Genomic DNA, 22,101 nt, shown 5'->3' on the forward strand with positions numbered 1-22,101 from the left:
TTTTAGAATATTAAGTTGTTGAATTAGTGTATATTTTTTTTTCTTGTATTAGTTGATTGATGGCTTCTACTGTTTTAAAGAAACCTTCTAAATCTTCTTTCTCGACCATGCGTGATACCACTTCGTTAAAACGAAGTACAACGTCTTTAGATTTAGTGCGCATCTCTGTCCCAAATGGCGTTAGATGTATAAGAACCCCTCTACCATCATTAGGATTAGGTTTCTTTTCTATAAGTCCGCGACTTTCCATACTTTTAATAATTCTGGAAAGACTGGTAGCCTCCATCCCCATTTTTGGCCCAAGGGCTGTGGATGGTGTTCCCGCTTTTGGGTCAATGCTCAACAATGTAAATCCGATAGCCATAGAAGAATCATATTCTTTGGCTTGTTCATTGTACATTCTAGTAACCGCTTGCCAAGTGGCTCTTAAAGCCCAGTCAATGGTTATGTCTTTCATAGAACTCATTATGGCTCCAAATATAAGAAAAATTTATTATGCATGCATAATAAATTTGATTATCTGACAAATAAAAAAGGTTCTCCGTGGAGAACCCTTAATTTTTCTGATATTAATTATGCTTATTCTTAAAGAATGTACAAATAGCACAAATCCTTTTATAATAGGTATTATAGGCTAATGCCCGTAAATTTCTTGGTATAAATCTGCGTATTTCTGCTTTATAATTTTTCTTCTCAACTTCATAGTAGGGGTAAGGTGACCTTCCGCTTCACTCCAGACATCTGCAGTTAATTTAAATTTTTTAACCTTTTCCCATTTTGCAAATTCAGCATTCGCTAACGTCACTTCTTCTTCATAACGCTCCAAAACTTCTGGTTTACTAATAAGGTCTGCGTTAGAGGTGTAACTAATATTATGCCTTTTGGCCCACTCTTGTAAAAATTCGTAGTTAGGTTGTATAAAAGCAGCTGGCATTTTTTCGCCTTCGCCTATAACCATAATTTGTTCTATAAAACGCGATTGTTTAAATCTGTTTTCTAAAATCTGTGGCGCCACATATTTACCACCAGAGGTTTTAAACATCTCCTTCTTACGGTCGGTTATACGTAAAAATCCTTCCGCATCTACTTCTCCAATATCTCCGGTATGGAAATAGCCGTCTTTAATAACTTCTGCTGTTTTTTCTGAATCTTTGTAGTAGCCCATCATCACATTAGGACCTTTGCATAAAATTTCGCCGTCCTCAGCAATTTTAACTTCTACTTTATTTATGATTTTACCAACGCTACCAATTTTCCAGCCTTTACCTTTTACTTGGTTTACAGATATTACAGGAGAAGTTTCCGTTAAACCATACCCTTCCATTACTGGCATTTCTGCAGCCCCAAATACTCTAGCTAATCGTTGTTGTAAAGCAGCGCTACCAGAAACCATGGTACTTAAATTGCCTCCTAAACCTTCTTTCCATTTAGAAAAAATGAGTTTACGTGCAATTTTAAGTTTTTGCTCGTACCACCATCCATTGGCACCATAGGGTTCAAACTGTAAACCAACATCTACTGCCCAAAAGAATAGTTTCTTTTTGATACCAGTTAGTGCAGCACCTTTGGCAATTATAGCATCATACACTTTTTCTAATAACCGTGGTACCACCGTCATTACTTCTGGTTTTACCTCTTTTACGTTATCGCTAATTTTATCTAAACCTTCTGCAAAAAAGATTTCAATACTAGAATACTGATACAAATAAAGTATCATTCGCTCAAAAATGTGGCAAACAGGTAAAAAGCTCAAAGCTGTTGCTCCTTGTTCAAATGGTACACGTTCGCTACTGCCAATAACGTTAGAAACTATGTTGTCATGAGACAACATTACCCCTTTAGGTCTACCTGTAGTACCAGAGGTATAGATAAGGGTTGCTAAATCTTCTGGTTTTACAGCGGCTGCTCTAGCTTCTACCTCTTCTTGGTTGCTATCGTCTTTACCCTTTGCAACAACTTCTTCCCAATTGTTACAATTTGCCAAATCATCAAAAGAATAAATGTCTACTAAATTCTTAACCTTACCGCTTATAGCCAGTACTTTGGTCAATACTTCGCTACAAGACACAAAGCAATATTTAGCTTCTGAATGGTTTAGAACGTATTCATAATCCTCTTCTGATATGGTGGGGTAAATAGGTACATTCTGGGCACCTATTTGTAGTATGGCCATATCCATGATGTTCCACTCCGTTCTATTGGTCATGGAAATCACTGCAATCTTATCATTGGGTTGCACACCCATTCTAAGCAATCCGCGACTTACCGCGTTTGCTTTATTAATGTATTCTTGTGTTGAGGTGGCTACCCATTGTCCTCCTTTTTTGGTTACCAATGCCTTTTCTAGTGGGAAATTTTGCAGCTGGTAATGGGGGAAATCAAACAGTCTCGTTACTTCTTGCATATTCAGTTTCTAATGAGGGTTGCAAAATAGGGAAAGCTTATGTGATTTTAAAAACAATTTCGTAACAAAATCATTCCTTAAATAAAAATAATTCATTTTAACACTTGTTAATCAATTAGAAGTAAATTTTATAACTCCTTTTTATCGATAGATTTGAACCGTTTACCTACAAAATATCGTCTTACACAACAAAGTAGGAAAATACTTTCAAATTAATTTTAGTTTTGAGCTTCCAAATCTATAATTATGAAACACCATTACACTACTTTTTCTTTAAATTACTTGCTGGTCTTGGCTATTACAGTATTTACTGGAACAGCAAACGCACAATCCGAACCCTTTGATTGTGACTACAATGCATATCTATTTCAATACAATGATGTTTATGCCATTGATTTAGCATCTGGTAGTTCCTATTTAGTAAAACAGGACGTAACCCCAAATTCAATTAACGGGGCGGCCTATAATTCCGCAGATGGATATTTGTGGGGCTATTATGGTGGTAGACAAATTGTAAGAATGGGTAAAAACTTTGATACTGATATCTATACCATTCCAGAAATACCACCAACTGGCATGAACTACATAGGAGATATTGATTTATTTGGACAATACTATTTTAGAGCAGGGGGATCTACTTATTACCATGTAGATTTAAATCCTGAATCGCCTACTTATTTAACCTACATGGGTAGTAATACTTTGAGTCAGAGCATCAATGTGCATGATTGGGCTTTTAATGCAGCAGATAATATGTTGTATACGGTAGAGAAGAAAACCAACCGTTTATACCGTATAGAAGTAGAGACAGGAAATGTAGAAAATGTTGGAGAAGTACCAATTTTAAGCGGGAACAATTATACCTATGGAGCTGTTTATTTTGATGTTGACGGAAATTTTTATGTTTCTGCTAACCAAACAGGCACTGTATACATTATCCGCAATGTACAGAATATTGTAGGTGGTATTATGGATTCTAACGTTTTTGCTTTTGGTCCAGCATCTGCCTCTAATGATGGTGCACGCTGCCCATCTGCCCCAGTACCTCAAGAAGATTGTTTAAATGGAATTGATGATGATGGTGATGGCTTAATAGATTGTGATGACCCATCTTGTTCTGGTGTAGCGGCTTGTCCAGTAATACAACTAGCCTCTAGTGGTAATAATGGAGGATTAGAAAGTAATGATAGATTAGCCAACCTAATTAGCAAGCGTAATTATTACAGAGCAAAATCTAATTACAAGTTTAACCCACTTACCGCTAAGAGGGTAAAAAGAAATAAGAATTATCTTAGAAAAGGAGTGTATAATCCTTCTGCGATTGAACTAAATGCACTGGTGCCGCTAAATGTAATTGGTGAATCTAGTACGGTAGAATCTGCTCCAGAAGATTTGTTGGCGTTAACCAATGCCAGTGATATTTATGCGGTAGATTACTTAAAAGGTACAGAAACTTCTAGTGCGTTAATGGTCATAAAGACTGAAGATAAGGTATATGAACATAGTAAATTTATTTGTGACCGTTTTCTAGGTGCACAGTTATTATCTGTATCTACCATACAATTAAGGGAGAAAGATTTTATACGATCTATTATTAAGCAAGCAGATGGTGCAACAGAATTTGCGTTGAGCTTTTCAGCTAGGTTAAATGAAAATAATCAGTTTGTAATAGAATCGCACTGGAATATTGATGCTTACCAAGAAGATACAGCATACTATAATTTCCAAATTTGGTCTAATTCGGTAGACGATTTATTGAAATTGGCAGATGAAATTTTGAATCTATTAGAATCCAACGCTTCTATTGCAGCGTTTGCAAGTTCTACACCACCACCAGTATTTGTGAAGTCTGCACGTTATGAGCGTGGTGCTGTACATATGAATGTGGTAAACAATAATCGTTCAGAAGAAATTTCTTTAGAAGGAGGTATAAAACGAACTGAAACGAGTGAAACAGAGCAGGTTGGTTTACAAACTGCACTTGCAGGGTACATAGATACAGTAGCCGTAGAAACTGGAAATATTTTTGATTTTGGTTTTAGAATTTCAAATACCAATGGCGATACACCAGACGATTTATTTGTTGCTGATGCACCTTGGGGAGTAGATGATAGCCAAGTGGGCACTACTATTCATAATTATGAAGTAATGCAAACTGAAGATGCTTATATGGGAGAAGGATACCCGGTAGAGCGTAATGTAAATTTAAGTGCCACAACAGATACCTATGTAGGAGTGTATAGAGCAATGAGTCCAAGATTTAAAGCGGTGGATTTGTCTAATTATGACAACTTAGCCTTCACAGCGAGTGGTTCTGGGGCCTTGGAAGTACAATTAATACAAGGCGATGGTAGCTTCCTTACCACAACTATAGATTTATCTGCAGAAGAGCAAGCTTTTTATTTGCCAGCAAATGAATTTAAAACTAGCAATGGTGGTAATGGCGATTTCTCATCGGTAAAAGTGGTACAGTTTAACATGAAGTCTAACTCAGGCGCTGCAGAAAACAAACAATTAGCTTTAAAAGCGATAGAATTTACTTCTGCTAGTATGCCTGCGCCATTTGTGGATGAGAATTTAAATAAAAGTATAGTGAGTCCAAACCCAATGGAAACAGAAGCTACCTTATATTTCTATGACGAAGTTGCAGGGGAGTATACTTTGGAATTGTTTGACAGAAATGGAAGAAATATAAGCTCGCATACTCAAGAGGGTAATAGCGTAGCGGGTCAAAATACAATTTCTATAGCGCGTAAAGGCTTACAAGCAGGCTTGTACTTTTACCGTGTAGAAAGCTCTAGCAAACGTGTTTGGAGCGGAAGAATATTGGTTAAATAGTTGGTTATATTGATGTTAGTTGTAACCGCCCCACGCTATTGCGTTGGGGCGGTTCTCTTTTAGTTACTTTTTAGCAAGTATCCAATCCCTTGCGTTCTCAAAAGCGATAACCCAAGGAGATACGGCATCCGTTCTATCTTTAGGGTAATGTGCCCAATTCCATGGAAAAATGCTTCGTTCTATGTGTGGCATGGTAACTAAATGTCTACCAGTTGCATCACAAAGCATGGCGGTATTATAATCACTACCATTAGGATTGGCAGGGTACCCTTCGTAACCGTATTTTGCTACTATTTGGTATTGGTCTTCTGTTAAGGGCAAATTGAATTTACCTTCCCCATGGGAAATCCACACCCCTAATTTTGCACCTTCCAAAGTAGAAAGCATCACAGAATTATTCTTAGCAATAGTTACAGAGGTAAAGTTGCTCTCATGCTTGTGGCTATCATTATGGACCATTTTACCATGCTGTTGCCCATGTTCTGGATTAATTAAATCTAACTCCATAAACAATTGGCAACCATTGCAAATACCTACAGATAAGGTGTCTGGTCTAGCAAAAAAATCTTTAATGGCCTTGTTGGCTCGCTCGTTATATTTGATTGCACCTGCCCAACCTTTGGCACTCCCTAATACATCAGAATTAGAGAAGCCACCTACGGCGCCTAAAAATTGAATGTCTTCTAATGTTTCACGACCAGAAATTAAATCGGTCATATGTACATCTTTAACATCAAAACCAGCTAAGAACATGGCATTTGCCATCTCTCTTTCAGAATTACTCCCTTTTTCTCTTAAAATTGCAGCCTTAGGTTTTATTGCTGTACTTACTGGACTAGTAGTTCCTTGGAAGTGAGCTGGGAATTGATAGTGTAAGGGTTGATTTTTGTAATTATCGAATCGTTCTTTAGCAAGGTCGCCTGCAGTTTGTTTTTGATCTAATAAATATGAAGTTTTAAACCAAGTGTCTCGTAATGAAGCAACAGGTAATCCTATTTCTACACTGTTATTTTTGATGAATAGGGTAGGTTCTTTACTCACAGTGCCAATGGATTGGCAGTCTATGCCGGCAGCTATTAATTTTTCTGCGGCTGTGGCAGATGCTTGTATAACCACTGCAATATTTTCTGCAAATAACGTCTTGATAGTATCTTCTTCTCCTAATGCTGTAATATCTATGTTTGCCCCAAGTTGGGTATCTGCAAAGCAAAGCTCTAACAAGGTGGTGATTAAACCGCCGGAGCCAATATCGTGCCCTGCGGTAATTTCTCCTGCCGCAATTAATTCTTGCAGCGTATTAAACCCTTTTGCAAAGTAGGCAGCATCAGTTACCGATGGCGCTTCTGTACCAATTGAATTTAGTATCTGATTAAAAGATGAACCTCCTAATTTAAACTTGTCTTTAGATAGATTTACGTAGTAAATATCTCCTTTGCCAACTTGTAAAACAGGTTCAACTATTTTAGTAATGTCGTTACAATTGGCCGCCGCAGAAATGATTACTGTGCCAGGAGAAATCACTTCTTGATTCTTGTACTTTTGTTTCATACTCAAAGAATCCTTGCCTGTAGGAATGTTGATTCCCAAAGCAATAGCAAACTCACTAACCGCTTCTACAGCTTGGTACAAGCGTGCATCTTCTCCTGGGTTGCGGCAAGGCCACATCCAGTTGGCAGATAAAGAGACGGACTTTAATTTGTCTTTTAAAGGCGCCCAAACAATATTGGTTAACGCCTCTGCAATGCTGTTACGGCTCCCAGCAACAGGGTCTATAAGTCCAGAAATAGGGGAGTGACCAATACTTGTGGCCACACCTTCTTTGCCTTTAAAATCTAAAGCCATAACACCGCAATTGTTTAATGGCAATTGTAAGGGGCCAGCACATTGTTGTTTAGCCACTCGGCCACCCACACAACGGTCAACTTTGTTGGTTAGCCAGTCCTTGCAGGCAACAGCCTCTAATTGTAGTACCTGCTCTAGGTAATCCATAAAGTGTTCTAGACTGTAGCCTTCCTGCAGATAATTGGTAGCTATACTCTGGTCTTCCATTATGGTTTTAGGGCTACTCCCAAACATATCAGAAAGAGCTAAATCCATGGGAGTATCACCCTTAGAGCTTGACTTAAACGTAAATTTTTGGTCGCCGGTTACCGCTCCAACTTCATACATTGGTGCACGTTCCCTTTCAGAAATTCGCGCTAGCAAATCCATATCTTTCTCACCCATAACCAAGCCCATACGTTCTTGGCTTTCGTTGCCAATTATTTCTTTAGCAGATAGGGTAGGGTCACCCACGGGTAATTTGTCTAAATCTATAAGCCCGCCAGTTTCTTCTACCAATTCTGATAAGCAGTTTAAATGTCCGCCTGCGCCATGGTCGTGAATAGAGACAATAGGGTTTTCATCGGCCTCTACCAATCCACGTATGGCATTAGCGGCTCTTTTTTGCATTTCTGGATTAGAACGTTGAACCGCGTTTAATTCTATGGCAGACTCAAACTCTCCCGTATCAGCACTAGATACAGCAGCCCCGCCCATACCAATTTTATAGTTATCTCCTCCAAGAATAACAACTTTGTCGCCTTTTTTTGGAGTGTCTTTTAAAGCTTGTTCTTCTTTACCATAGCCAATACCGCCTGCCAGCATAATAACCTTATCGAAACCTAGTTGCTGTGCTTCATCTTTATGTTCAAAAGTTAGGACAGAACCTGCAATTAATGGCTGGCCAAATTTGTTGCCAAAATCTGATGCGCCATTAGAGGCTTTTATAAGAATATCCATCGGAGTTTGGTACAACCAATTGCGCTCAGGGAATGCCTTTTCCCAAGGTCTATTTTCTTCTAAGCGGGAATAAGACGTCATATACACGGCGGTACCTGCCAATGGCAAAGAACCTTTACCACCCGCAAGACGGTCACGAATTTCTCCGCCAGAACCCGTAGCAGCACCATTAAAAGGTTCTACCGTGGTTGGGAAGTTGTGGGTTTCTGCCTTTAGCGATAAGACCGAATTGAACTCTTTTTCTTGATAAAAATCTGGTTTGTCTGCAGTTTTAGGTGCAAACTGCATCACTTTAGGACCTTTTATAAAAGCCACATTGTCTTTATAGGCAGAAACAATATCGTTAGGATGCGTTTCTGATGTTTTCTTTATCAACTTAAATAAAGAAGAAGGCATTTCTTGGCCATCTATAATAAAAGTTCCATTGAAGATTTTATGTCTACAATGTTCCGAATTTACTTGGCTAAAACCAAAAACTTCTGAATCCGTTAGTTTTCTTCCTAATTTTTCTGATAATTCATTTAAATAGGTTACTTCTTCCTCGTTCAAAGCCAAACCTTCTTGTAGATTAAAGGCTGCAATATCTTCTATTTCTAGGATTGCTTCTGGAACTACATTGATAGTGTAAATATCCTGTGTTAACCCCTTGTATTTTTGAGAAAGCATGGGGTCAAAATCTGAGAATGATTCGGGTACCACCATAAACTCTTCTATTCTTAGAATACCAGAAATACCCATGTTCTGCGTAATTTCTGTAGCATTGGTGCTCCAAGGCGTTATCATTGCAGCCCGTGGGCCAACAAAAAAGGCGTCTAAAGACGCCGCATTTATTTTAGGTTGGTTGCCAAACAACCATTCTAATTTCTGTTGATTTTCCGAGTTAATCTCTTGATTGGCTTGTACTGCGAAAACCTTGGTGGTTATATCGCCAAAGAAATGAATCATATCAGCTGTTTTCATGGTTTTACCTCAGTATTTCTACTGAAATTGTTCTCCGTTTTCACCTGTTTTATCAAACGTAATTCAGGATAAGTAAGAAAACGCAAAAATACGATTTTGCCTCACATACGCACAAGGCTAGAACTTTAGTTTTTAACTGCCATTGTTGATAGTACAATCTGCCATTAATTATGCTAATCCAAAGTGCTTTTTTTAACCGTTGCAGTATATAGAATTCCTAGGCCTAAACTGGCTGCAATTACAGAGGCTAGAAGAATACTAATTTTACTAGCGGTTAGCGCTTGTCCCGTGAATGCACTAGAGGCTACAACAATAGACATGGTAAAACCAATACCTGCTAAGCATGCGGCACCTATTAAGCTTTTCCAGCTTATTTCAGGCGCCAGTTTACCCCATTGTAGTTTTGTAGCTAACCAACTAAATCCAACAATACCTAACGGTTTTCCTAGGCACAGCCCAAGGATGATACCTATATTTGCAGGGACGAAAAGGTTATAGTCCCCAGCAGTTAAAACAATACCCGTATTAAAGAAAGCAAAAAGTGGCAGTACAATAAAATTGACAAATTTTTCTAGATTATGTAAGAGAAATTCACTTGGTTCTCTTAAACGTTCAATAGCCTTTTTTAATACTAAGAGGGATTCTGGAGCTATTTTCTTTTTATCAAAATTGCTGTTGTTTATTTCCCCTATTTCTTTTTGAAAAATGATGGAGGTTTGTTTTGCGATAAGTTGCAGGTTTGCCTTGCCTTGAGCCGGAATCAATAAAGCGGTCAGTACCCCCGCCAAAGTTGCATGAAGGCCACTTTTAAAGACCAAAAACCACAGGACGAGCCCTAAAATCAAATAAACGGAAACATTATACACCCGTTTTCTGTTAAAGTAAAACATAAAAAGAAGCACACCTAATGCAGCCAAAAAATAGCCAATTTGAAACCCATGGCCATAAAATAAGGCAATGATAAGAATAGCTCCCAAATCATCTGCAATTGCCAAAGCAGAAACAAATACTTTTAAGGATACAGGAATACGGGAACCTAAGATTGCCATTAATCCAAGTGTAAATGCAATATCAGTGGCCATAGGAACGCCCCAACCATGAAGCTGTTCTCCGTTACTGTTTAAGAAAAAATAAATCACAGCTGGGACTAGCATTCCACCGATAGCAGCAACAACGGGTAAGGTGGCTTTTTTTCTAGTGGATAGTTCTCCTTCTATAAGTTCTTCTTTAATTTCTAGACCTATGAGTAGAAAAAAGATGGCCATAAAAAAATCATTAATCCATTCTTCTACAGTTAGCGTAAAATCTAGCGTGCCAAAAGTAAAGCCAATAGGGTAGTGACGCCATTGCTCATACAAGGCTGCGTCTCCTAAATTTACTAAGACTAATGCCGCTATAGTAGCAATGATAAGAGCTAATGCTGCAGATGCACCCCATTTAAAAAGTCCTTGCATGGCAGCTCTAATTAAAGTAGCTCCGTTTTTTTGTAGCGCACCTATGATGGATTCTTTATCCCAAGGACCTTTATACGGAATTCCGTTGATGGTAATTCCAGGAAAAATAGGTACACCTGCTGTTTCTGCTTCTTTACTTTCTGCATACACTTGTTTTTCAAGCGTGTTACTATGTATTTCTTTTTGGTAAGCAGAAAAATTTATATCTAATTCCCTAACGAAACCATCTATTTTGACTTCGTTAAGGTCTGTTTCTGTTGCAATTGCTTGATATAGGGCTTCTTCTTTATTTTGTTCTCTTACAGCCAATATTGCTTTTACAGCATAAATTTCTATTGGGTTGCTAACATCTATAGCGTATTTGTAGTGTAAGGTAACCTCTTGGCCAAAATTGACTAGTGAATCTTTGAGTGATTTCGCAGCTTTTGCAGAAATTTTGTTTTTTAAATTTCTATATACAACAACATCAATTGGTTTTTTATGAAACATTCTGGCTATCAGCTTTTTATTCTTTGTAAAAATAGTAGAACAGCCGGAGTTGTTTTAGCTCTAAACCATATAATACCTAACCCATATGTTACCAAACTTGGTATATTGACTTAGGTAAGTTTTCTATGTTTAGTGGAAATCCGCTTACGTTTTTTTTCTTGAAAAATAGTAGCTGTTGCAATCATAGTCCAGATAATATTGGTGAAAAATGGTGGCATAGCGTTATAATAATAGCAATTAATAGCTATAAACAATCCTCCAAACAGGTTAAGATACTTACCGTACCTAAGGTATTTTTGTCCTTGCATTAAAGTTAGCGCATAGGCAATGATTACCAGTCCGGAACCGGACCAACCTAGAATAGCAATAAGCAATTTCATCTTTACATACTATGGTTTTAAGTTATTTAAGGTTCGTTCTTTAAAGTCGGCTTTACTCATTTGTTTTTCTACACTTTCTAATTGATGTAATAAAGAAGGGCTATGAGCTAAAAGTTCTTGTAAAGCTTTTTCGCCAGCCGCCCAGTATTTATGAATTTTTGGCAGCATAGATGTAGCTTTATCAGTTAGTTCTATATTGTGTTTACGGAGATCTGCCTTGTCTTTAAAAGCCTGTACGTATCCATTCTTCTTCATTTTTTTAACCAGTTTTATCATCCCTGGGTGCGATAAGCGTGTGGCATCTGCTAATTCTGTAATAGTTAAAGCCCCATGTTTCTCTAATAATAGAAACACCATGTGCCAATTGGGTTCTATGTCCACATTAAGGGTGTCATACAAATCTTTTGTTTGGTACATAAAGGCATCATTAAGCCGTTTAAGCCTTGCTGTAATACCATTTATACCCATCTCTATTAAAAAATCTTCCATAAACAATGTAACTGGTTACCAAAATTACAAATAAATGTAACTAGTTACATAAAAAGTTGTTTTATTTTAAGAAATTATAATTATGAATTGAAGTATAAAAGGAACCCTGTCTTTTGTTCCGAGCGTTCTCCATTTTTGCTTAGTTCCTTTTATGGGCAAGTATGATGTAGAATTTAATTGAAGTATCTATTAATGATGGTCATTAATTTTTCTTGTTCTATGGGCTTACTAATATGTTCATTGCAACCCGCTTCTATAGCTTTTTCTTTATCACCTATTAAACTAAATGCGGTTTGTGCTACAATAATAATCTCCTTATTAAATTCTCTTATCTGTTTTGTAGCTTCTAAGCCATCTATATAGGGCATTTTTACATCCATTAAAATCAAGTCAATATTTGGATTCTGTTGGCAAAGTGCTACTACTTCACTTCCATTTTTAGCATGAGTAATTGTACAGTTGAATTGCTTTAATATCTTTTCTATTAAGTAACTGGAAATACTATCATCTTCTGCTACCAACACTTGTAATTTTCTATGCAATACGTTCTCCATTTTTAAGCTGTTTTTTGTTGTTGGGGTATGTACGGTATGGATAGATAGAATGCAGAACCTTTATCAAATTCACTTTCTAACCAAACATCGCCACCCATAAGGTTGGCGTAAGCTTTAGATATGGATAGTCCAAGGCCCGCACCTTGTCTTGCCATTTTATCTTCTATATCTGCTTGCACAAAACGCTCAAATACTGCTTTGTGTTTGCTTTCTTCTATACCGATGCCTGTATCCTTGACATAAAAAATTAAATCTTGATTTTCTATATAATATCCAAAATGGATACGTCCTTCATCTGTATATTTTATAGCATTCTTGATTAAGTTGGTTAATATAGAACAAACTTTATCCTTATCACCTTTTACAAATAGTTGGCCAGAGGTAAGGTCTGTATCACAACTTAAAGTAAGATTTTTGGCGGCTGCTTCTGGACTAAAAAAATCAAATTTATATTTTAGTAAGCCATGTACATCAAAATACGCATTGTGGATTTCCATAGTGCCCGCTTCTAACCGAGATATGTTGATAATATCATTAATAATATTTAACATACGATGGCCGCTTTTTTTAATGATATCCACAAACTCTTGTTGTTCTTCGCCAGAGAGGTTAGGCGATTTTAATAAATCTGCAAAACCAAGAATACCATTCATAGGGGTTCTAATTTCATGACTCATATTTGCCAAGAATGCCGATTTTAGTCGATTACTTTCTTCCGCCTTATTTTTAAGTTTCGTCAGTTGTTCTTCATATAGCTTTTGGTTGGTAATATCTGTCACGGTGCCTACAAAACCCAACACATTGCCCTTTGTATCTGTTTCTGGAGTTGCGCTACCTAATACCCACCTAACACTACCGTCTTTATGGATAAATCTATATTCTGCCTCTGTAACATCTTTACTTTCCATTGCCTTTACCCAGCAATGTTGTATGCGCCCAATATCATTTGGGTGTACAGCTTCTTGCCATTTCTGGGCTTCAATTTCTTGAGTGGTAAGACCAGATATTTCTAAATACTTTCTATTAACATAGGTCATTTCTCCTGATGGGGTGGCATGCCAAATACCTACAGGGGTTACCGCAGTTAAGGTTCTAAAGCGTAGTTCTTTTTCTTGTATTTCCAGATTTGCCTTTTTAGCCTCCTTAGCAATAAGCTTATACTTTTCCTTATAACTAAGCGTCTTAAATATGTCTTTAACACTAGACAGGGTATCTTCTTTGGATTTGGGCTCTAATCGTTTTAAATAAAAGGTAAATAGAATACTGTAAAAAAAGGCGGTTACCGATTTAGCAATAATACTAGAGGTTATAATGGCTATTAAGTTTTCTCTACTCCAAAAAGACATCGTGTTAAATAGGATACTATCTATACATACCACTATTAACATGGTAGTGAGTATTCTTAAGAAAAGGGTTTTGGTGATTTTAGAAATAAACTCATAAAGCAAGATGATAAGTAAAACATCTAAGAACAATACAAACGTGCCAAAGACTAGAACTTTAGCCTTTACGTTCATTAATCTAGTCGTGATGTTGTAAGGATTATACGTGTTAGCAACCTCTAAGTTTAAATTAAGACTATAGAGTATTAGAGCGATGACTATATTAGATGCAATGAGGGCATAAATAACTTTTTTAGTTTCATTAGCATCTTCTTTTATATAAATGAGAAGTAGTGCAAAAAGGGAGGCTGTAAAAAGTACCGAAGCAAAAGAAACAAGAATTCCATCTGATATTTTAACATAAATACCAATAGCTAAAAATACTTGCATGAATTGAAAAAGTCCCAAACAGGCAAAGAGCATACCCAAACCCATAGATTTCCTAATCCTAAATAAGAATTGGATAAGAGCGGCAACCAAAGTACCTTGTAGTAGAAATATGCCTAATTGATAAAAATCCATACAAATAGATAGTTAATTTATCTTTTTGTAAATCACTACTCGATTGTATATCTGGCAATTACCATAAATACCAATTGTAAGAGCTGATTACATTGGGATTTTAGGCATAAGCTATTTTGGGAGCTGTAAATATACAAAATTTTAAATTAGTGTAATAATATACTTCTAATAGATACGAAAAAACTTACAATATTATTGTGTTTAGGAATAAAAAAAGACAGGATACGCTCCTGTCTTTTGAAAAATGTAAGTATAGCTTTGCTACTAAACTCTAATTTGTCCGTTACCAAATACGTAGTATTTATTGGTGACCAATTGTTTTAATCCTAAGGGACCTCTATGGTGCAATTTATCAGTACTAATGGCAAGTTCTGCACCAACACCCATTTGTCCACCATCTGTAAATCTTGTGGAAGCATTTTGGTAGACTGCCGCACAATCCACACCATCCATAAATTGTTGAGCTGCTTGGTTATCCGCAGTCATAATGGCTGCTGAATGGCCCCCGGAGTGTAAATTTATTTTTTCCATGGCTTCTTCTTGATTAGACACAGCACCAAGTACACATTTCATCGCTAAAAATTCTTCTTTCCAAATATCTTCATTATCTATTTTTAATTCGTTAGGTAATATAGAATGGATGTGCTTGTCTACTATAAGGTTAACCTTGTACTCCTTTAATAATTGTGCCAATTCTTTTACTTTGGCTTCAAAATCAGGAATAGTAACATCTAACAAAATTTTATCAAGCGCATTGCAGGCCGAAATTTTATGCGTTTTAGCATTTAACAACACTTTCTTTGTCATCTCCCAATCTGCCTCGGGATGTACGTACATAAAATTGTTACCCCTGCCACTTACCAATACAGCACATTTTGCATGCTCTTTAACAAAAGCAATTAAGCGTTCTCCTCCTCTAGGTACAATTAAATCTAGCGGTTGGTCTGGATTTTTTAAGAATGCCTGTGTTTGCGTTCTGTCCATTTCTAGAAACTGTATGTAGTCCTTAGGCAGGCCATTCTCTTTCAGAGCTTGGTGCCAAAGTTTTACTAAAGCTTTATTGCTATGATAGGCTTCTTTACCACCTTTAAGCAATATTTTATTGTTTGCCTTAAAGGCTAAAACTGCAGCTTCAACGGTCACATCTGGGCGCGACTCATAGATAATCATGATAGTACCAAAAGGTGCAGTTTTATTTATAATTTGTAAGCCATTGTCCAAGTTTTGCATGCTTAGCTCCTTATTAACGGGGTCTTCTTGCAGTCTAACCTCTTTAACAGCTTGTGCCATTTGCTCTACTTTTTTGTCATTCATCACAAGACGGTCATACAAAGCTTGGTCTTCCTTGATAAAAGCATCCAAATCTTTTTTATTGGCTTCTAGTAAATCTGATTTATGCGTTTGCAACAGTTTCTCCATACTGTTTAAAACGGCATTTTTTATATCTGTTGTAAGTAATTTCATTTATCTTATTTATTGAGAAACTTTTGTGCCAACAGGGCGTTCCTCTACAATATCTATTATTATGTTTTCTTTTTTTCCGTTTACAATATAGCAAGGAATATCCTTACTTGCAGCCAATTGTGCATAGCCAAGTTTAGAACCCATGCCACCCCGGCCTTCACCTTCTTCCTTGTCTGGATTCTCTATGTATTTCTCTAAATCTTCTTCTGGCTCAACATTGCGGATAACTTTAGAGGTTTCGTCATCTGGGTGACCATCGTATAAACCGTCAATATCTGTCAATAAAATAAGTTTGTCTGCATTCATTAGCTCGGCAATTAAGGTAGCTAACTCATCATTATCAGAAAACATAGACATGGTTACAGAGACGGCGTCATCTTCATTGGCAATTGGGATAACCCCTTCTGACAGTAAACCTTCAATACAATTAATCATATTGTCCCTGTGAATCCCAGGATTAAAATCGCGCTTGGTAGGCAACACTTGAGCACATTTCATACCGTAATCTCTAAATATGTTGTAATACAATCGCATCATCCTTGGTTGCCCTATAGCAGAATAAACTTGTCTGCGTTGTGTAGTATCTTCAATTTTTGCCTTACCCAATACTTCTTTCCCTGCAATGACAGAACCAGAAGAAACTAGTATGGTCATAATATCCCTATCATACAATTCGGCTATTTGTCTCACCAAATTTTTAAGTATGGGTCTAACTATCCTATTGTCCTTATTGGTCATTACGTTGGTTCCAACCTTAATAACCACTAATTTTTTATACATGATTTAATATTCTTCGCCCAATTCTACAGCTCTATTAAAAGCAGCAAATGCGGCATCTTTAATTAATTCGTTTACATTATTGTCTTGCATAGAATCTAGTGCAGCCTGTGTTGTACCACCTTTAGATGCAACACGTTGCATCCAAGAATCTGGAGTTAATGTAGATTGATTGAACAATTCTACCGCTCCTGTAAAGGTTTGGCTTACCAGTACCTTAGATACATTCTCTGAAAAACCCATTTGGCGTGCAGCTTCCATCATACTCTCCATAAAATAGAATACGTAGGCAGGTCCGCTACCAGAAATACCAGTAGAAGCATCTATAAATTTTTCATTGTCTACGCGTAATGCTTTACCTGTAGTACTTAATAAATCTTCCACCATAAAAAGTTCTAGTCTGGATACTTTTTCTGATGAAACGTAGCTAGTTAATCCTTTACCCACCTTAGCGGGTAAATTGGGCATGGCCCTAACTATTTTATCAATACCTAGTGCTTCTTGCATGTAGTTTATGGTAACACCAGCCATTATGGAGATGACCATTTGTTCATTATTTAAAAGCGGTTTTATACGTTGGAACAGTTCTTCTGAATGATAGGGTTTTACGGCTACCATGATAATTTCTGCAATGGGAACACAATCTTCTAAACGGTCAAATGTGTCAAAATTTGGCATTTTGTCCACTCGGTCCAAAGCATCTTTGCTTTTATCTAATACCATTATGTTCTTTTTCTTTAACAGCTTGGATTTTACCATCCCTTCTGCGTAGGTGAGTCCCATGTTTCCTGCACCAATAAGTAATACTCTCATGTTGTTGTGAATGCCTACGTGCACCCGTGTTTTTAAAAAATTATAGAATTAATCGTTTTCTAATTCGGTTATATACTTTTCTTTGTAAGCCGCCTTTTCTAGCTGTTTTCTACGAACCACAGAAGGTTTGGTAAAATATCTGTTATCCCTTACCTGGTCATGTAGTTTTACATTACGTACTTTGCGCTTGTAGCGCTTTAATGCACGTTCTATTTTTTCTCCTTCTTTTATTTCAATCTTTAACATAGCTTATTGTTTTAATCTCATTTCTAAATAATTGGGCTCAAAACCGTGAGCCTTTAGTGTCTTTTCTTTTGCATTACTTTTATTGATGAACACTCCAATCTCTCCACGACAATAGTTAATGGCATAATCCAATAGTTTTTCTTCTAAACCTGTATCTTTAATTTGACTATGGACAACTATTGTTACCAGCAAATTTTCTGGAACATAATCATACATCCCTGTTTTATTTATGACCAGAGCACCAAGTAGCTTTTCTTCTTCTTCTAGACAAAAAATATAGCCTCCAAATCCTGGACGCTCTTTAGCAGCATATTGTATAGCACTGCGAATGCTGTTTCTAGAAAGTTTTCCTTGGTCTTGGTGGTCGTATAAAAAATTAACCAACCTATTTATCTGTATAGAGGATAGCCTTGAATAGGCATCAAAGGTGTTTATAGTCATTAAATAATAGAAATAGAAGTGTACGGCAGTAGAAGCCAAAAAAATAACGCAAACCATTGGCCCGTTTTGCTAGATAGCAAACAGGAATAGTTTTGAGATGTACGTGGAGTGTTCCCTTAGACTGTTGGCGGGATGAATTTTTCGGATTGGTTTCTAAAAACCGTGTATCCAAAACTTAAGATTCTAGAATTACGTTGTTCGTGTAATTTAGGCGTCATATAAGGCAAAGGTAATAAAGATAAAAGGCTTATCCCAGTACTTTTGCCTTTCCTTAAGACTTTTGTAAATAAGTAACTCATTGAAAATGAGTTGTAATTTTACTTTTTATCTAACAAAGCCATATAAAAACCATCATAGCCACTTTCCGAAGCAAATACCTTTTTATCCTTTACGAAGGTAAATGCCGCTCCTTCTTCTGAGCTTAAAAATGCAGCAACTTGGTCATAGTTTTCCTCGGGTAAAATAGAGCAAGTAGCGTATACCATTTTGCCTCCAGGTTTTACCATTTTAGAGTAATTACGGAGAATATTTTGTTGCACGCCTTTAATACGTACTAAAAATTCGGGTTCTAATTTCCATTTGCTATCAGGATTTCTGCGTATTACTCCCAAGCCAGAGCATGGCGCATCTAGCAATAACCGGTCTGCTTTAGCATGTAATTTTTTAATAGACTTGGTGTTTTCTATGACTCTAGGTTCCATATTATGAACACCGTTTCTACGAGCGCGGACCTTTAATTTTTTTAGCTTACTTTCATAAATGTCCATAGCAATGAGCTGTCCTTTGTTTTCCATTAAAGATGCCAAATGCAAGGTTTTGCCACCAGCACCCGCACAAGCATCTACCACTCGATGACCCGGTTCTACCTGTAAATAGGGAGCAACTAATTGAGAAGATGCGTCTTGAACTTCAAATAAGCCCTCTTTAAATGCTTGAGTAGTAAAAACGTTTTTACGTTCAACAAGTTCTAAGGCAAAAGGGTAGTTCTCTAAAAGTGTAGTTTCTATTTCTTCTTCTGCTAAACGCTGCTGTAGTGTTTCCCGAGTTACTTTAAGCGTATTTGTACGTAAAATTACGTTCGCCTGCTGATTTAAAGCTCTACTTTCTTTCTCCCAAAGTTTAGCCCCCAAGGCCGCTAATGCACGTTCTTCTATCCAATCAGGATAGGATTCTCTTATTTTTCTAGTCTTCGATAATTCATCAAAACGACCTTTAATACGGCGTACTGGAGTGCCATCTAATTGTTTCCAATCAGGAATGGGAATACCCCTAAGAACGGCCCAAACAGCAAATAGCCTAAATAAATCTTCTCTGCCAAAAGGCTCGTTCACCTCTGCAATAGCGGTATACAGGCGTTTATATCGTACAATCTCATATGTAGTCTCTGCAATAAAACCGCGGTCTCTTGCGCCCCATCGCTTATCATATCGCAATACTTTTTCAATGACTTTATCAGCATATTCTTCGTCATTAAAAATCATTCCTAGGGCATCTACCACCGCAAAAACCAAGTTTCTATGTAATCGCATCAATCTTAAAATAAGGATGCAAAGGTATCATTTAAGTTTTGTTGTTAGCAAGCTTTATTAAGCTAAGGCACAATATTTAATCGCCAACCCTTATTTTTGAGTAAAACCAACTTTTTATGAAAAATAGTATAGCGCTTTTTTCGATTATACTGCTACTTACTTCTTGCAAAAAACAACAAGCAGTAAGATTGCCGTTTAATAGTGTTAAAGTAGAAGTTGTTTATAAGGATAGCTCAAGTATCCGTGCCATTACGTTTTTAGATAAAAATACCTTAGCTTTTGCTGGTAGTAATGGTCTTTACGGAACTTACACTTTACCTACAGCCGTTTTACGCAGTAATCGTATGCAGTTTGATAATATTGTGCCAGAATTTAGAGCGATAGCCCACAATACTAAAGATTTTTTTATGATGAGTGTGGGCTCCCCAGCTTTGTTGTACAAAACGGGAACCAACGGAGAAATGGATTTGGTTTATAGTGAAGAAGGTGAGAATGTTTTTTATGATGCCATGGCATTTTGGAATTCAGAAGAAGGTATAGCAGTTGGTGATACTAGTAATGGATGTTTTGCCATACTTATTACAAGAAATGGAGGTGCTAGTTGGAGTAGGGTAGCCTGCACTAATTTACCCAAAGCAATAGAAGAGGAGGGAGCTTACGCTGCTAGTAATTCTAATATTGTTCTGCTGGGGGATATCACACTGGTAGCTACAACAAAACGTTTTTTAAAATCTGTAGATAAAGGAAAAACATGGACAGCCATAGAGACTCCAATCAAAGGCACAACAGATTACCATGGAATGTATAGTATGGATTTTTATAATGCTAGTACGGGTTTTGTAATTGGGGGCGATTTTGCGCAACCAGAAGGTAACGCTGCCAATAAGGCGTTAACCAAAGATGGCGGAAATACGTGGCAACTGGTAGCAGATGGTAAAAATCCTGGATATAAAAGTTGTGTTCAATTTGTACCCCATAGCGATGGGAAAGAATTAGTTAGCGTTGGTTTTAATGGAATAAATTACAGTGTAGACCAAGGTCATACATGGAAAACATTATCAGAAGAAGGTTTTTATACGCTAAGATTTTTAAATGATTCTATTGCTTATGCTGCAGGTAAAGGACGCATAGCAAAATTGAGTTTTAAACAGTGATAACTAGAAGGTTTAAAACTAAACCGATTTTTTTAACGTTTTAGAATAAAATTTTAGGATGACTCATGATGAAATTTTAAAAAAAGTTGCTTGGAAGGATTTGAGGAAATTGACGTTAAAGGAGATGTTAATTGAAAACAATTTGACCATTCCTTGGGCTTTAATATCTTGGACTTTGGCCTGGTATGGCTATTACTGGATTGCCTTACCATTTTCTGGCTTTTTCTTTTTAACAGCCTTAAGGCAAGTGCATAATGGATTTCATAATTCTTTAGGGACCAACAAATTTTTAACGTGGTTAAGTTTATACTTAAATAGTATACTTATGGTGGTTTCTATCCATGCGGTAAAGTTTAATCACTTAAGACATCATAAATATTGCTTAACAGAGAAAGACCAAGAAGGCAAGTCTGCACATATGACGTGGTATGGTGCTATATTATATGGTCCCATTCATATTTTTAAAATTCACCAGATTACTTGGAAGATAGGAAACAAAAAATACAGAAGAAATATGCTTTTGAAGCTAGTTTCTATATGCATTGCTGTAACCTTGGTTTTTTATTTAGAAATACATTGGTTAATGTATCACATGATAGTCATGTTAATAGGTGAATTCTTAATGTCCTTTTTTGCTGTATGGACTGTACACCACGATACCCATGATAACCCGGAGTTTGCAAGAACGCAAAGAGGTGGGTGGAAAAACAAGCTTACTTTTAGTATGTTTTACCATTTAGAACATCATTTATTCCCTGCGGTACCCACTATTAAATTGCCAGTGTTAGCAAAACGAATAGATGATGCGCTACCAGAATTAGAGAAAAAACAAACGTTTTAGCTGTAATTTTCTATGAAGGCAACCACTTTTAAAAACCCTTATATAAAGGACGAAATCTCGATTTTAGAGGATGCCTCCTCAGTGCTACGCTTTAGAACTATTGTAGAGCCTAAAGGAGGACAAAAGGAATTGCATTTTCATTCTAGAATAACGGAGGAGTTTTTGGTAGAAAATGGTGTACTGACTTTAGAAACAAATGAAGGAAGTACGCAATTAAAGGCCAATCAAAAAATAGCTGTAAAACCATTTACGCCACATCGGTTTTATAATGAAGGTAAGAATGCTACGCAATTTGTGGTTACAGTAAAAAATCCTGATTGCTTGAGTGATGGATTGCGAATTATGTACGGGTTAGTAAGGGATACAAAGATTGGTAAAAACGGGCTCCCCAAGAATATATTAAAAAGTGTGGTTGCCTTGTACATGATGGATGCTTATAGTGCAAAACTACCTTACACTTTACAACGATTGGGATTTTCTATGTTAAACGGTATCGCTATGGTTTTGGGGTATAAAAAACAGTTATTACTAGCGTATGGCAAATAAAAATAGGAGCAGTTTATACCGCTCCCATTCCCATCAA

General features: G+C 36.8%; 18 protein-coding genes. 4 read left to right on the forward strand and 14 right to left on the reverse strand.

Annotated elements, in window-relative coordinates; translation table 11 throughout:
• Positions 1–10: 10 nt before the first annotated feature.
• Both FBT53_RS12275 and FBT53_RS12280 read right to left on the reverse strand, forming a co-directional pair.
• Complete coding sequence (locus FBT53_RS12275; RefSeq protein ID WP_136951486.1) at positions 11–457, reverse strand: MarR family winged helix-turn-helix transcriptional regulator; 447 nt, start codon at positions 455–457, stop codon at positions 11–13.
• Between the two features lie 177 nt (positions 458–634).
• Positions 635–2,404, reverse strand: coding sequence for a long-chain fatty acid--CoA ligase (locus FBT53_RS12280; RefSeq protein WP_136951487.1), 1,770 nt, complete (start codon positions 2,402–2,404; stop codon positions 635–637).
• 246 nt (positions 2,405–2,650) lie between these two features.
• On the opposite strand from FBT53_RS12280, the gene FBT53_RS12285 reads away from it, so the two are divergent.
• Positions 2,651–5,242: a T9SS type A sorting domain-containing protein gene (locus tag FBT53_RS12285; RefSeq protein ID WP_136951488.1), complete on the forward strand. Its 2,592-nt coding sequence runs from the start codon at positions 2,651–2,653 to the stop codon at positions 5,240–5,242.
• Positions 5,243–5,305: 63 nt separating this feature from the next.
• Here FBT53_RS12285 and purL read toward each other — a convergent pair whose 3' ends face one another.
• From purL to FBT53_RS12345, 12 genes are all read right to left on the reverse strand, one after another.
• A complete protein-coding gene (gene purL, locus FBT53_RS12290; RefSeq protein WP_136951561.1) occupies positions 5,306–8,968 on the reverse strand; it encodes a phosphoribosylformylglycinamidine synthase in 3,663 nt (1,220 codons plus the stop codon).
• 188 nt (positions 8,969–9,156) lie between these two features.
• A complete protein-coding gene (gene nhaA, locus FBT53_RS12295; protein WP_136951489.1) occupies positions 9,157–10,926 on the reverse strand; it encodes a Na+/H+ antiporter NhaA in 1,770 nt (589 codons plus the stop codon).
• A gap of 110 nt (positions 10,927–11,036) precedes the next feature.
• Complete coding sequence (locus FBT53_RS12300) at positions 11,037–11,306, reverse strand: hypothetical protein (RefSeq protein WP_136951490.1); 270 nt, start codon at positions 11,304–11,306, stop codon at positions 11,037–11,039.
• A 9-nt stretch (positions 11,307–11,315) separates the two neighbouring features.
• Complete coding sequence (locus FBT53_RS12305) at positions 11,316–11,795, reverse strand: MarR family winged helix-turn-helix transcriptional regulator (protein WP_136951491.1); 480 nt, start codon at positions 11,793–11,795, stop codon at positions 11,316–11,318.
• 173 nt (positions 11,796–11,968) lie between these two features.
• Complete coding sequence (locus tag FBT53_RS12310) at positions 11,969–12,349, reverse strand: response regulator (protein WP_136951492.1); 381 nt, start codon at positions 12,347–12,349, stop codon at positions 11,969–11,971.
• A gap of 2 nt (positions 12,350–12,351) precedes the next feature.
• Positions 12,352–14,253, reverse strand: coding sequence for a PAS domain-containing sensor histidine kinase (locus FBT53_RS12315; protein WP_136951493.1), 1,902 nt, complete (start codon positions 14,251–14,253; stop codon positions 12,352–12,354).
• Positions 14,254–14,517: 264 nt separating this feature from the next.
• Positions 14,518–15,717 carry a glutamate-5-semialdehyde dehydrogenase gene (locus FBT53_RS12320; RefSeq protein ID WP_136951494.1) on the reverse strand — a complete coding sequence of 400 codons (1,200 nt, stop codon included), beginning with the start codon at positions 15,715–15,717 and terminating at the stop codon, positions 14,518–14,520.
• Between the two features lie 9 nt (positions 15,718–15,726).
• Positions 15,727–16,497: a glutamate 5-kinase gene (proB, locus tag FBT53_RS12325; RefSeq protein ID WP_136951495.1), complete on the reverse strand. Its 771-nt coding sequence runs from the start codon at positions 16,495–16,497 to the stop codon at positions 15,727–15,729.
• A 3-nt stretch (positions 16,498–16,500) separates the two neighbouring features.
• Positions 16,501–17,307 (reverse strand): pyrroline-5-carboxylate reductase, encoded by an 807-nt coding sequence (gene proC / locus FBT53_RS12330; protein WP_136951496.1) that lies wholly within the window; start codon positions 17,305–17,307, stop codon positions 16,501–16,503.
• A gap of 48 nt (positions 17,308–17,355) precedes the next feature.
• The gene (gene rpsU / locus FBT53_RS12335) at positions 17,356–17,553 is read right to left on the reverse strand and encodes a 30S ribosomal protein S21 (protein ID WP_136951497.1); all 198 of its coding nucleotides are present in this window, start codon (positions 17,551–17,553) and stop codon (positions 17,356–17,358) included.
• A gap of 3 nt (positions 17,554–17,556) precedes the next feature.
• Positions 17,557–18,051 carry a hypothetical protein gene (locus FBT53_RS12340; RefSeq protein WP_136951498.1) on the reverse strand — a complete coding sequence of 165 codons (495 nt, stop codon included), beginning with the start codon at positions 18,049–18,051 and terminating at the stop codon, positions 17,557–17,559.
• A gap of 260 nt (positions 18,052–18,311) precedes the next feature.
• Positions 18,312–19,523: an RsmB/NOP family class I SAM-dependent RNA methyltransferase gene (locus FBT53_RS12345; protein ID WP_136951499.1), complete on the reverse strand. Its 1,212-nt coding sequence runs from the start codon at positions 19,521–19,523 to the stop codon at positions 18,312–18,314.
• A 116-nt stretch (positions 19,524–19,639) separates the two neighbouring features.
• On the opposite strand from FBT53_RS12345, the gene FBT53_RS12350 reads away from it, so the two are divergent.
• The 3 genes from FBT53_RS12350 to FBT53_RS12360 are packed head-to-tail and all read left to right on the forward strand — an operon-like array spanning position 19,640 to position 22,064.
• A complete protein-coding gene (locus FBT53_RS12350) occupies positions 19,640–20,677 on the forward strand; it encodes an oxidoreductase (RefSeq protein WP_136951500.1) in 1,038 nt (345 codons plus the stop codon).
• Between the two features lie 58 nt (positions 20,678–20,735).
• Positions 20,736–21,518 carry a fatty acid desaturase gene (locus FBT53_RS12355; protein WP_136951501.1) on the forward strand — a complete coding sequence of 261 codons (783 nt, stop codon included), beginning with the start codon at positions 20,736–20,738 and terminating at the stop codon, positions 21,516–21,518.
• A gap of 12 nt (positions 21,519–21,530) precedes the next feature.
• Complete coding sequence (locus tag FBT53_RS12360) at positions 21,531–22,064, forward strand: cupin domain-containing protein (RefSeq protein ID WP_136951502.1); 534 nt, start codon at positions 21,531–21,533, stop codon at positions 22,062–22,064.
• The last annotated feature ends 37 nt before the right edge of the window (positions 22,065–22,101 follow it).

The organism is Flavobacterium sp. ASW18X (assembly GCF_005144745.1).
In the GTDB taxonomy this organism is placed as follows: Bacteria; Bacteroidota; Bacteroidia; order Flavobacteriales; family Flavobacteriaceae; genus Croceivirga.